The 11716-nt window shown below is 58.7% G+C and carries 11 protein-coding genes; 10 read left to right on the top strand and 1 reads right to left on the bottom strand.

Annotation, left to right across the window (positions count from 1 at the left end):
- Positions 1-38: 38 nt before the first annotated feature.
- The 9 genes from JTJ32_RS04370 to JTJ32_RS04410 all read left to right on the top strand — a co-directional run bounded on the left by JTJ32_RS04370 (position 39) and on the right by JTJ32_RS04410 (position 10521).
- Positions 39-1049 carry a bifunctional inositol 2-dehydrogenase/D-chiro-inositol 1-dehydrogenase gene (locus tag JTJ32_RS04370; protein ID WP_099228463.1) on the top strand — a complete coding sequence of 337 codons (1011 nt, stop codon included), beginning with the start codon at positions 39-41 and terminating at the stop codon, positions 1047-1049.
- A gap of 83 nt (positions 1050-1132) precedes the next feature.
- Positions 1133-2152, top strand: a complete 1020-nt coding sequence (locus JTJ32_RS04375) for a Gfo/Idh/MocA family protein (protein WP_184319992.1) — start codon at positions 1133-1135, stop codon at positions 2150-2152.
- A 237-nt stretch (positions 2153-2389) separates the two neighbouring features.
- The gene (locus JTJ32_RS04380; protein ID WP_184320204.1) at positions 2390-2560 is read left to right on the top strand and encodes a hypothetical protein; all 171 of its coding nucleotides are present in this window, start codon (positions 2390-2392) and stop codon (positions 2558-2560) included.
- A gap of 78 nt (positions 2561-2638) precedes the next feature.
- Positions 2639-3568, top strand: a complete 930-nt coding sequence (locus tag JTJ32_RS04385) for a sugar ABC transporter substrate-binding protein (protein ID WP_099228465.1) — start codon at positions 2639-2641, stop codon at positions 3566-3568.
- Positions 3569-3630: 62 nt separating this feature from the next.
- Entirely contained in the window at positions 3631-5208 is a 1578-nt protein-coding gene (locus JTJ32_RS04390) for a sugar ABC transporter ATP-binding protein (protein WP_099228466.1), read from the top strand.
- Positions 5209-5268: 60 nt separating this feature from the next.
- Positions 5269-6294, top strand: coding sequence for an ABC transporter permease (locus JTJ32_RS04395; protein WP_025993042.1), 1026 nt, complete (start codon positions 5269-5271; stop codon positions 6292-6294).
- A gap of 302 nt (positions 6295-6596) precedes the next feature.
- Complete coding sequence (locus JTJ32_RS04400) at positions 6597-7001, top strand: TraR/DksA family transcriptional regulator (RefSeq protein WP_004883780.1); 405 nt, start codon at positions 6597-6599, stop codon at positions 6999-7001.
- Positions 7002-7531: 530 nt separating this feature from the next.
- Complete coding sequence (locus tag JTJ32_RS04405; RefSeq protein WP_408004572.1) at positions 7532-8761, top strand: methyl-accepting chemotaxis protein; 1230 nt, start codon at positions 7532-7534, stop codon at positions 8759-8761.
- Positions 8762-9036: 275 nt separating this feature from the next.
- Complete coding sequence (locus JTJ32_RS04410; protein ID WP_210041050.1) at positions 9037-10521, top strand: T6SS phospholipase effector Tle1-like catalytic domain-containing protein; 1485 nt, start codon at positions 9037-9039, stop codon at positions 10519-10521.
- A gap of 48 nt (positions 10522-10569) precedes the next feature.
- Here JTJ32_RS04410 and JTJ32_RS04415 read toward each other — a convergent pair whose 3' ends face one another.
- Complete coding sequence (locus JTJ32_RS04415; RefSeq protein WP_099228470.1) at positions 10570-10806, bottom strand: DUF2789 domain-containing protein; 237 nt, start codon at positions 10804-10806, stop codon at positions 10570-10572.
- 434 nt (positions 10807-11240) lie between these two features.
- On the opposite strand from JTJ32_RS04415, the gene JTJ32_RS04420 reads away from it, so the two are divergent.
- Positions 11241-11708, top strand: a complete 468-nt coding sequence (locus JTJ32_RS04420; RefSeq protein ID WP_029241447.1) for a hypothetical protein — start codon at positions 11241-11243, stop codon at positions 11706-11708.
- Positions 11709-11716: the final 8 nt, after the last annotated feature.

An 11716-nucleotide genomic window follows, 5' to 3' on the forward strand; every position in this document is an offset into this window, starting at 1 on the left:
CCTTCAAACAAGAACAATCATTCAGACAGGACAGTGAAATGACTTTGAAACTAGGTGTGATCGGTACAGGCGCAATCGGTCAGGACCATATCCGTCGTTGCAGCAAAGCCTTGATCGGCAGTCAGGTGGTGGCCGTCACGGACATCAATCTGGAGCAGGCCGCAAAAGTGGTGAGCGATCTGGGCATCAAAGCCGAGGTGTATGCCGACGGCCATGCGCTGATCGCAGCGCCCGACGTGGAGGCGGTGCTGGTCTGCTCATGGGGTGCAACTCACGAAGAGTACGTGCTGGCCGCCATCGCAGCGGGCAAGCCGGTGTTCTGTGAGAAGCCGCTTGCCGTGACGGCGGCAGGCTGCAGGCACATCGTCGAAGCCGAAATCGCGGGCGGCAGGCGTCTGGTTCAAGTCGGCTTCATGCGGCCCTACGATCATGGCTACCGCGCCCTCAAGGCGGTGATCGACAGCGGTCAGATCGGCGAGCCGTTGATGCTGCACTGCGCGCATCGCAATCCGCGGGTCGGCGAGAACTACAAGACCGACATGGCGATCACCGACACGCTGATTCATGAACTCGATGTGCTGCGCTGGTTGCTCAACGACGATTACGTCTCGGTGCAAGTGGTCTTCCCGCGCAAGACCAGCAAGGCGCTGGCCCACATGCGCGACCCGCAGATCGTGATGCTGGAAACCGCGCGCGGCACGCGCATCGATGTCGAGGTCTTCGTCAATTGCCAGTATGGGTATGACATTCAATGCGAAGTGGTCGGCGAAACCGGCATCGCCAAACTGCCTGAGCCGTCGCAAGTCCAGCTGCGCAGCGAGGCCAAGCTGTCCAACGCGATCCTGATGGACTGGAAGGATCGATTCATCGCTGCCTATGACGTCGAACTGCAGGCTTTCATTGATGGCGTCTCTGCTGGCACACTCACGGGTCCTTCGGCCTGGGACGGCTATTGCGCCGCGGTCGCCGCCGATGCCTGCGTCCAGGCGCAGGGCAGCGGAGCGATCGTGCCGATCAGCCTGGAACAACGCCCGGTGTTTTACAGCTGACCCAGGGCTGACGTAAAGGCGCCGCTCTATAAGCGGCACCTGTTTTGAACCATTGCCAGGCTATTGCTGGACAGGAGAATGCCATGCGAACAGGACTGGTGGGTTACGGCAAGGGAGGGCGTTACTTCCATGCCACGCTGATTTCGAGTTTGCCCGACGCGACTTTTGTGGGCGTCGTTACCCGCTCACCCGAGCGACGGCAGGAAGTGGCCAACGATCATCCCGGCGTGGCCACGTTCGACACGCTGGCTGAACTGGTGAACGCCGGGGTCGATGTGGTGGTGATTTCCACGCCCCTGGCGTCACGTCGTGAGCTGATACTGGAAGCTATCGAGCTGGGCGTAGGGGTGGTCAGCGATAAACCGTTTGCCAACGACGCCGCTCAGGCGCGCGAGCTGGTCGAGGCTGCCGAACGGCGTGGCGTGCTGCTCAGCGTCTATCAGAACCGACGCTGGGATTCGGATTTTCTGACGGTACGCAAGCTGATCGACAATCAGGTGCTGGGGACGATCAGTCGTTTCGAGTCCAGTATCGAGCGCTATTCGCCGCGCTCCGTGGGCAAGGCGAGTGGCGGCGGGGTATTGCGCGATCTGGGCAGTCATCTGGTGGATCAGGCACTGGTGCTTTTCGGGCCGGTAGAACGGGTGTACGCCGAGCTGCAGTTCGCAGGCACTGAACGTGAACTGGACCATACCTTCTTCGTCGCGCTGACCCATGCCAATGGTGTGGTTTCGCACCTGTCCGGCAGTTGTCTGCAGAACACCCCGAGGCCGCGTTTCAGGGTCAGCGGTTCGCAGGGCTGTTACAGCGTCGAGGGGCTGGACGGTCAGGAGGATGCCGCGTTTGCAGGACTGACGCCGCGTTCCGAAGGCGAGCGCTGGGGCGTGGAGGAGCATCGACGCTGGGGCTGGTTCGAGCAGGGCGATCATCGTGAGCGAGTGCCTTCCGAACGCGGCTGCTGGCTGGCGTTCTATCGCCAGTTGCAGGACGCGGTTCAGGGGCAGGCACCGCTACCGGTGGATCCGCACGATGCCATTGCGTCGGCTCAGGTCATGGACGCAGCACGTCTGAGTTCACGTGAGGGACGCGTCGTGGTTCTGTAACGTTTCAAGTGGATGAATAGATGCATTCGGATAGCCCGGCACCCATGAGGGAGTCGGGCTTTCTGGCATTCTCGGGCAGACAAAAGAAAAAACAGAATAAATTCTAAAATCAGTTGAATTGGAAAATATTTTCCAATAGAGTCGTTTTCAGGTTACCGACTATCGAACCCTCTGGGCTGTCAGACATGTCTGAACGTCACAGGTAGCAAGCCAACAAAAACAAGATAGGTAATGTCGATGAAAACCCCCATCTCTGGCGTACCCGCCAAGCGTTCTGCACCCTCCGCATTCTGGATCCGGCTCATGGAGCGCTTCCTGACCCTCGTCGCAAGCGGCATGTGTGTGCGCCAAAAGGATGCGTTGCTGTTCTGCATTCCCGGCGCAACCGGGGTGCGCCTGCCCCGATAAGTCCCCCTTTGCTTGATAGCTTCATCGCTACGTCGTTACCAAGTCCGAACAACAACAAGAATTTGGAGACAGACCTTCATGAAGACCCCGATTCGTTTCACCGCAATGGCCCTGGCGCTGATGCTCGGCAGCGGTGCCGCCCTGGCCGATATCAAGGTGGGCGTGGCGATGTCGCAGTTCGACGACACCTGGCTGACCTACCTGCGCGAAGACATGAGCGCCAAGGCCAAGACCATGCCGGATGGCGTGTCGCTGCAGTTCGTCGATGCACGAGCTGACGTGAACAAGCAGCTCGATCAGGTCCAGGAGCTGATCGGCAAGAAAGTCGACGCCCTGATCGTCAACCCGGTGGACACTGCCGCCACCGCCAGAATCACCAAAATTGCAGTCGCAGCCGGCATTCCGCTGGTCTACGTCAATCGTCGTCCTGACGATCCCAGACTGCCCGCAGGCGTTGCTACCGTCACGTCCGATGACGTCGAGGCCGGCCGGCTGCAGATGGAGTACATCGCCGAAAAAATGGGCGGCAAGGGCAGCGTAATGATCCTGCTGGGCGATCTGGCCAACAACTCCACGAAAGGCCGTACCGACGGCGTGAAGGAAGTGTTGAAAAAATACCCCGGCATAAAGATCGACCAGGAACAGACTGGCATCTGGTCGCGCCAGAAAGGCATGGATCTGACCAATGACTGGATCACCCAGGGCCGTGATTTCAACGCCGTACTCGCCAATAACGACGAGATGGCAATCGGTGCGGCAATGGCTCTGAAGCAGGCTGGCAAGAAGCAGGGCTCGGTCTTCGTCGCCGGTGTGGATGGCACGCCCGACGGGCTCAATGCGATCACCAAGGGTGATCTGACGGTCTCGGTCTTCCAGGACGCCAAGGGTCAGGCCAACGGTGCTATCGATGCAGCCGTGAAAATGGCGAAAAAGGAGACCCTCGAGTCTCAGACCATCGTCATTCCGTACCGCCTGATCACGCCTGAAAACGTCGTCACCTTCAAATAAGAACAGCCGACAGGCGGGGCGGATCCTGCACCCCGGTCCTGTCGCTTGAGGAGCTTGTCACCATGTCCGGTTCAGCGACTGCCACCCCCACGCCCGCCCAGCGCGACTCTTCCGGTAGTGCAGGTCACGATGCCCTGAATGCCCAACCGCCTTACCTGCTGGAAATCAGCAACATCAGCAAGGGTTTTCCAGGCGTCATTGCACTCAACGACGTGCAACTGCGGGTCCGTCCCGGCAGCGTATTGGCGCTGATGGGCGAGAACGGCGCCGGCAAGTCGACATTGATGAAAATCATTGCCGGCATCTATCAGCCCGACGCAGGCGAAATCCGCCTGCGGGGCAAGCCCGTCACGTTCGACACCCCGCTGTCCGCCCTGCAGTCCGGGATTGCCATGATCCATCAGGAGCTGAACCTGATGCCGTTCATGAGCATTGCAGAGAACATCTGGATCGGCCGTGAGCAACTGAACGGGCTGCACATGATCGACCACCGGGAGATGTTCCGCTGCACCGCCGAACTGCTCGAGCGCCTGCGCATCAAGCTGGATCCGGAGGAACTGGTGGGCAATCTGAGCATCGCCGAACGACAGATGGTCGAGATCGCCAAGGCGGTTTCCTACAACTCCGATGTCTTGATCATGGACGAGCCGACCTCGGCCATTACCGAGACCGAAGTCGCGCATCTGTTCTCGATCATTTCCGACCTGCGTGCGCAGGGCAAGGGCATCATCTACATCACGCACAAGATGAATGAAGTGTTCGAGATTGCAGACGAAGTAGCCGTGTTTCGTGATGGTTGCTACATCGGCCTGCAGCGCGCCGAAAGCATGGACGGCGACAGCCTGATCTCGATGATGGTCGGTCGCGAGCTGACCCAGCTCTTTCCGGAGCGTGAAAAACCGATCGGGGATCTACTCCTGTCGGTACGTGATCTGCGCCTGGACGGCATTTTCAAGGACGTGTCCTTCGACCTGCATGCGGGCGAGATTCTTGGCATTGCCGGGCTGATGGGCTCGGGGCGAACAAACGTGGCCGAAACCCTGTTCGGCATCACGCCCAGCGACGGCGGAGAGATTCATTACGATGGCACAGCGGTGCGCATCGGCGACCCTCATCAGGCCATCGGGCTGGGATTCGCGTTGTTGACCGAGGATCGTAAATTGACCGGGCTGTTTCCCTGCCTGTCAGTGATGGAAAACATGGAAATGGCGGTATTGGCCAACTACGCAGGCAATGGCTTCGTCAAACAGAAAGCCTTGCGGGCGCTGTGCGAAGACATGTGCAAGAAGCTGCGGGTCAAGACCCCTTCGCTGGAACAATGCATCGACACACTGTCCGGAGGCAATCAGCAGAAAGCGTTGCTGGCCCGCTGGCTGATGACCAACCCCAGAGTATTGATTCTCGACGAGCCGACCCGCGGTATCGACGTGGGCGCCAAGGCCGAGATCTACCGCCTGATTGCCTTTCTGGCCAGCGAAGGCATGGCGGTCATCATGATTTCCTCGGAGTTGCCCGAAGTGCTGGGCATGAGCGACCGGGTCATGGTCATGCACGAAGGCGAAATGATGGGGATCTTGCCGCGCAGTGAGGCGACTCAGGAAAAAGTCATGCATCTGGCTTCCGGACATCGAGTCCATTGAGTTCGCAGGGCCAGCCTTGGCCAGAAGAGCACGCCAGAACAAGAACAAGAGGGTAACACCATGAGCAATGCTATCTTGCAGAACAAGCCGGCCCTGGCGCCGACCAAAAACAAGCGGCGACTGCCGACCGAGCTGAGCATTTTTCTGGTCCTGATCGGTATCGGTCTGATCTTCGAGCTGTTCGGCTGGATCGTCCGCGATCAGAGCTTCCTGCTCAATTCGCAGCGGCTGGTGCTGATGATCCTGCAAGTGTCGATCATCGGACTGCTGGCCATTGGCGTGACGCAGGTGATCATCACCACCGGCATCGATCTGTCTTCAGGATCGGTGCTGGCGTTGTCGGCGATGGTCGCTGCCAGTCTGGCGCAGACCTCGGATTTTTCCCGTGCGGTCTTTCCTTCACTGACGGATCTGCCGGTGTGGATACCGGTAGTGGTCGGTCTGGGGGTCGGATTGCTGGCGGGTGCGATCAACGGCAGCATCATTGCCATCACCGGTATTCCTCCGTTCATCGCGACCCTCGGCATGATGGTGTCGGCCCGCGGCCTGGCGCGCTTCTACACTGAAGGCCAGCCAGTGAGCATGCTGTCGGACTCTTACACCGCTATCGGTCAAGGCGCGATGCCGGTGATCATCTTTCTGGTGGTGGCGGTCATCTTCCACATCGCGCTGCGATACACCAAATATGGCAAGTACACCTATGCCATCGGCGGCAACATGCAGGCGGCCCGTACCTCGGGGATCAACGTCAAACGCCATCTGGTCATTGTCTACAGCATCGCCGGATTGCTGGCAGGTCTTGCCGGTGTGGTGGCATCGGCGCGGGCAGCGACCGGGCAGGCGGGGATGGGTATGTCTTATGAGCTGGACGCCATCGCTGCTGCGGTGATCGGTGGCACCAGTCTGGCGGGCGGAGTAGGGCGCATCACCGGTACGGTGATCGGCGCGTTGATCCTGGGTGTCATGGCCAGCGGGTTCACCTTTGTCGGAGTCGATGCTTACGTTCAGGACATCATCAAAGGGCTGATCATTGTAGTGGCGGTCGTCATCGATCAGTATCGCAACAAGCGCAAGACCAAACGCTGAGCGCAACCTGTACACACAAGGGCCTTCGAGGCCCTTTTGTGTGTTGCAAGGTAGCTGGAACCGATTGGTTCTGTGCCGGTCAGACCCTCATCCAACCGAGCGCAATACAGGTTTGGTGCCCGGTTTTCAGGGGCTGCCGCGCAATTGTTGGCCAAAAAACTTCAATTGTGTTGCCGAGTGCGCGAGGCGGCCTTAGACTGCCGCCCCTCGTAAATTGAGTGCCTGGTGGCGCTTGGAGATCATGGCGCTTGTACGGCAACGTTGAGCCGCTCCTCAATGCACGTTTTTTTATAGAGAAATCAATGACAAAGGAAAAGTTGCTGGCCATGCCGGCCGATGACTACATGAACGCCGAGCAGCACGCTTTCTTCGTCGAGCTGTTGCAGAACATGAAGGTCGAAATCCACGAGCGAATCGAGCAGAGCCGCATTGCCATCGAAAGCCTGGATACGCCTGCCGACCCTGCCGATGCTGCCTCTGTCGAAGAAGAGCGTCACTGGCTGGTAAACGTGATCGACCGTGACCAGCGCATGCTGCCGCAGCTGGAAATGGCCCTTTCGCGTATCGCTGAAGACACCTTCGGCTGGTGCGATGACAGTGGCGAGCCGATCGGCCTGAAGCGTCTGCTGATCAGCCCGACGACCAAGTATTGCATCGAAGCGCAAGAGCGCCACGAGCAGATCGACAAGCACCAGCGCCAGGCCTGATCCACAGGCAGCGGGCAGGTGTCACGAAACCGGGAGGCGAGCAATTGCCTCCCGGTTTTCTTGTGCCTGCGATTTATTAAAGGGAATGTTGCCCACTACCACCAATGGCTCATGGCAGATGGCCGGTTTCTAGCGTTTAATGAGGACAAACAACGATAAATAGACGCTTGGGGTGATGCAGCATGTCCGACAACGCATTCGTGGCAAAACGGCTCTGGGTCCCCGTGCTACAGACGCTCGCCCTGTGCCTGCTGCTGGCGACGAGCAATTTTGCCAGCGTCTCCCTTTACCTCGCCGTGCCGGTTGTCCTGTTGGTGATCTGGTTGCCACGTCTGCTGCCCGCAAACACCGCCCGGCCCGTGGAAGCACCGGAAGACAGCGCCATCGGGCGTCTGACCCGTGACCTCTCCCACACCACCAGCCACAACGCGCTTTCCGCTGCGCAGGTCGCGTTTTCCGTGCGCCAGCTGGCAGGCAGGGTGCAGTCGCAACTCGATGCTGCGGAACAGGTGGTGGGCAGCGCCGATGTCATGATTGCCACTGAACGACAGACCGCCCAACTGAGTCAGCAGGCCCTTAGCGCGGCCAGCCAGGCCCGTCAGCGAAGTGATGCGGGCAGCGTGGTCCTGAACGAATCCATCCAGCGCATGCACCGCCTGAGTCAGGGAGCGGTGGACAGCCGTGAATTGATCGAGGCGTTGAATCAACGCAGTGAAGAAATCCAGCGTGTGACGTTGGTGATCCAGTCCATTGCCAGCCAGACCAACCTGCTGGCACTCAACGCTGCCATTGAGGCCGCGCGCGCTGGCGAGCACGGGCGTGGCTTTGCCGTGGTGGCCGATGAGGTGCGCGGACTCGCCGGCCGCACAGCCAGCGCTACGCAGGAAGTCGGGCAGATGGTCGCCGATATCCAGCAACGCACCAGTCAGGTTGTCGAGCAGATCCGCCAGTTGTCGACGGATCTGGACAGCGGTGTCCAGCAGGTGGAACTGACCGGCGAGCACCTTGAGAGCATTGCACGTCTGGCGGTCGAGGTGGAAAGTCAGGTGGGTGAAATTGCCCATGGCGCGCAGACCAATCAGGATCAGTTGGCTGGCCTGTTCGTTGCGGTCGAGCGCATGCGCAGCGATCTGGCCGTCAGCGATGAGCAGACCCGGCATCTGGCTCAGGCGGCCGTACAGATGGAGGGGCAGGCTGAAACCATCAGCCAGCGTCTGGCACAGGTCGGTCTGGATGACTACCATCAGCGCATCTATGACCTGGCCCGCGAAGGTGCACAGCAGATCGCAGCGAAGTTCGAAGCCGATATCGAACGGGGAACCGTCAGCCTCGATGATTTGTTCGACCGGCAGTACAAACCCATCCCGAACACGTCGCCGACGCGTTTCAATACCCGTTTCGACCGTTATACCGATCAGGTCCTGCCCGCTGTGCAGGAACCGTTGCTGTCACGGCATGAGGGGCTGGTCTTCGCCATTGCCTGCACGCAGCAGGGTTACGTACCGACGCACAACAATGCCTTCAATCAGCCTCTGACCGGCGATTCTGCCGTCGACAACGCCCGCAACCGCAGTAAGCGCAAATTCGATGACCGGACCGGCATCCGTTGCGGCAGCCATCAACAGCCCGTGCTGTTGCAGACCTATACCCGCGACACCGGTGAACTGATGCATGACCTGTCTGTGCCGATCATGGTCAAGGGCAGGCATTGGGGCGGCTTGAGGCTGGGCTACAAGCCCGAAGCCACGGCCATGAAATAACAGACCACTCAACGCTGAAGGGGCGCAGTTCAAAAGATCGGCAACTATATTGAATGCGTCCGTCGTCGGAGTGGATATATAAAAATATCGCTTCTCTGTTTTTACAGTGTTTATTTTCCCGATTTTTTATTGTTATTTTATTGTTGTAGGAAGTTTCCGAAAAGTCTTTCCGTTACTTGACTGTTCTTATGGCTTGAGCAAGCTAGTTAAATCGACGGCATGAATGGTTGATTTGACAGTTGCCGTTACAGGGAACATCTAAGGACGGAAACAGCATGAAAAATACAGGGAATGTTAAAGGAGACGCTGTCGTTTCGGACGCGGCGGCGCTGCGCGTGACCCTACGGGCAGGCGTATTCTTCGATGGAACAGGCAATAACAGACTCAATAGCCGGATCGGCGCGGATTGTCAGGCGCTTATGGAAGTCAATGGCGAGCGGCATATTCGAGAATGTGCAGGACGGCATTCCGATCCTTCCAGCAGTTATAGCAATGATCTGACCAATATCGCCCGACTGGCCGATCTTTATCGTGATCAGCAAGTTGCCGCCAATGACGGTGGTGGGTTGCGGGTTTATTGGTCGATCTATGTGAGTGGTGCCGGAACGACGTCGGGCAGTCGTGATTCGCTCTGGCCGGGGCAGAGCTTTGGGCGGGGGCCCACGGGTGTTGTGGCCAAAGTCGAGCGGGCGATCAAAAAGCTCGACTCGCGGCTCAGGGCGTTTGCGCACTCCAACCCGGGGTGTGTCATTGAAGCAATCGAGCTGGACGTCTTTGGGTTCAGCCGGGGCGCCGCATCGGCCAGACACTTTGTCAACGAAGTGCTCAAACAGTCCGCAGGCTTGCTTGAGCCTGTATTGAGCAGTCGCAAGGTTCGGTTGAGCGAAGACTTCAGCTGGAAGGGCGGTAGCGTGCGGATCAAGGTTGTCGGTCTGTTCGATACCGTGGCGGCCATCGGCAGCCTCAAGGATCTGGGCAGCGTCAGTGACTCGGCCAATCGCCGCGTCAATCTTTACCTGCCGCCCGATTGCGCACAACAGGTCCTGCATCTGGTGGCCCGGGATGAACTGCGACGCAATTTTGCGTTGAACAGCATAAGGCCGGTGTGGCCGCGAGAAATCGTTCTGCCGGGAGCGCATGCCGACATCGGCGGCGGGTATCTTCCGCAGATGGAGGAAAACGTCTTGCTCACCCGGCCACGTATCAGCACGCTGTATGCCGACGATCTGCCCGAATCGACGTCGGCATGGCTGCAAGCGCAGGCCGAGCTGAGTGCGATGGATGCAGAACGCTGGATCGATCCGCTGGACACCCAGGCCTCGCTGCAGGTTCAGGCGTGTGATGCGCAATACAGATCCCGCGGCAGGACATCTTTCGGAGGGCGTTCGACAGTGATTGCCGTCTGTCTGCGGCGTCAGGTGTTCGGCCATCTGTCACGGGTGCATCTGCGGGTTATGCATGCGCTGGCCTGTGACGAGGGCGTGCCGTTCGAACCGATTCCCCTTACACAGGACCTCAAGCTGCCGCCAGAACTCGAAGGCATTGCCTCCAAGCTGATCGATTATGCGCGGGGGGATCCTTACAACCTGAGTGACGATGAAGAGAAGATTCTTCGCTGGCGCTACATCCATCATTCGGCCCACTGGAGCGCGGCGATAGGCAGGCTGGGCAGCCTCAGTGATGCGGTGTTCGTGCATGCTCCCGAGCCTGGCGGGCGGATATTGCACCCTAATATCGGTCAGCCGGGCTATCCTCAGTAAGCCTTGACGCAAGAGTGATGCAGGCTGGCCTGCATCACTCTTATGCTGTCAGGGTTTTTTGTGCAGAAGAACATTCAGTTCGTCGACCACAGGCGCCCACTCGGCGTCGGCGCGCAGCTCTTCTTTGAGGAATGCTGCCTGTTGAGGTGTCCAGAATTCGGCGTCGATCAGTTTCACATCATCGGACAATCGATGTTGCGCAACGAAAGCATCGATACTTGTCTCGTCATTGTCCAGACCCAATTGGGCGAACAGGCCTGGCAGGTCAGGGTTGGGCAATTCCATGTCATCTCCTCGACGAGGGCGAACCCCGTACAGTCATTGGTTCAGTATCGGAGTGGTGGGGCCGGACAAGAGTTCGATGCTTTTTTTCCTTCTGCATACGCTGACTTTTCCTGGACGCAAGGCAAGTGCTATGTTCATACCGGTGACGAGTTCTCTCCAGTAAGAATCAGGTGCCCCTTACATGTCCCTCGCGTCCGGGGTCAATCGCAGGTGGCGCGTCTACGACATCGTTTGTACAAAAGGTATATATCCCGCTGACGCTGTGAGCCGGTAGAATCCGTCGCCAGCCTGCACAGGGTACGGGGTGGCCTGCCTGGCACACCGCAGTGCAGCGCGTCAGCAGGTCTTGGCCGCGCCATGCGGCAACACGGATGAACGACTTTCAACTGCCCGCATACCGGGCAGCATCATTTATCACGTTGGGGGTTTGTACTTTGGCGGTAAGCAACCTGGATACGCACGCGTTGTTCGTGCTCGGCGATCTGCGGGCACAGTTGGTCAAGCAGTTTCAATCACGTTTTGTCTACGTCACCGAACAGTCGGCCGAAGGCATCTACATCGCAGAGATCGACACCGAGTCCGCCATGGTCGTCGATGACAAGCCGCGCCTTGAACTCAAGGTCGGCGATCATTTTCGCGCCTCTGTCCTTCCGAGCCGTGAAGGCGGGAAATTCGAAATCAGGTTTCGCGAAATAAAACTGACTGTCTACGGTCTTGGCGATTACGCGTTCGTCGATACTGCGGAAGGTCACGGTATCGTCTTCAAGGAAGGCCATACGGTGTTCATGGTGTTTGCCGCCACAGAACAGCTTCAATCCGGCATGAGCAAGACGCTCAAGACCGCCGTCGGCAAGGCTGCGAAATGGCGCAAGGGCGAACTATCGTTCAAGGCCAGCGAATAACGCTGGCG

Origin of the sequence: Pseudomonas alliivorans, assembly GCF_017826695.1 — a bacterium.
Classification (GTDB): domain Bacteria; phylum Pseudomonadota; class Gammaproteobacteria; order Pseudomonadales; family Pseudomonadaceae; genus Aquipseudomonas; species Aquipseudomonas alliivorans.

What these genes read in the sequence shown, in the direction of transcription:
- JTJ32_RS04370 (WP_099228463.1), top strand. Translation starts at nt 39, where the DNA reads ATGACTTTGAAACTAGGTGTGATCGGTACAGGCGCAATCGGTCAGGAC.
- JTJ32_RS04375 (WP_184319992.1), top strand. Translation starts at nt 1,133, where the DNA reads ATGCGAACAGGACTGGTGGGTTACGGCAAGGGAGGGCGTTACTTCCAT.
- JTJ32_RS04380 (WP_184320204.1), top strand. Translation starts at nt 2,390, where the DNA reads ATGAAAACCCCCATCTCTGGCGTACCCGCCAAGCGTTCTGCACCCTCC.
- JTJ32_RS04385 (WP_099228465.1), top strand. Translation starts at nt 2,639, where the DNA reads ATGAAGACCCCGATTCGTTTCACCGCAATGGCCCTGGCGCTGATGCTC.
- JTJ32_RS04390 (WP_099228466.1), top strand. Translation starts at nt 3,631, where the DNA reads ATGTCCGGTTCAGCGACTGCCACCCCCACGCCCGCCCAGCGCGACTCT.
- JTJ32_RS04395 (WP_025993042.1), top strand. Translation starts at nt 5,269, where the DNA reads ATGAGCAATGCTATCTTGCAGAACAAGCCGGCCCTGGCGCCGACCAAA.
- JTJ32_RS04400 (WP_004883780.1), top strand. Translation starts at nt 6,597, where the DNA reads ATGACAAAGGAAAAGTTGCTGGCCATGCCGGCCGATGACTACATGAAC.
- JTJ32_RS04405 (WP_408004572.1), top strand. Translation starts at nt 7,532, where the DNA reads ATGATTGCCACTGAACGACAGACCGCCCAACTGAGTCAGCAGGCCCTT.
- JTJ32_RS04410 (WP_210041050.1), top strand. Translation starts at nt 9,037, where the DNA reads ATGAAAAATACAGGGAATGTTAAAGGAGACGCTGTCGTTTCGGACGCG.
- JTJ32_RS04415 (WP_099228470.1), bottom strand. Translation starts at nt 10,806, where the DNA reads ATGGAATTGCCCAACCCTGACCTGCCAGGCCTGTTCGCCCAATTGGGT.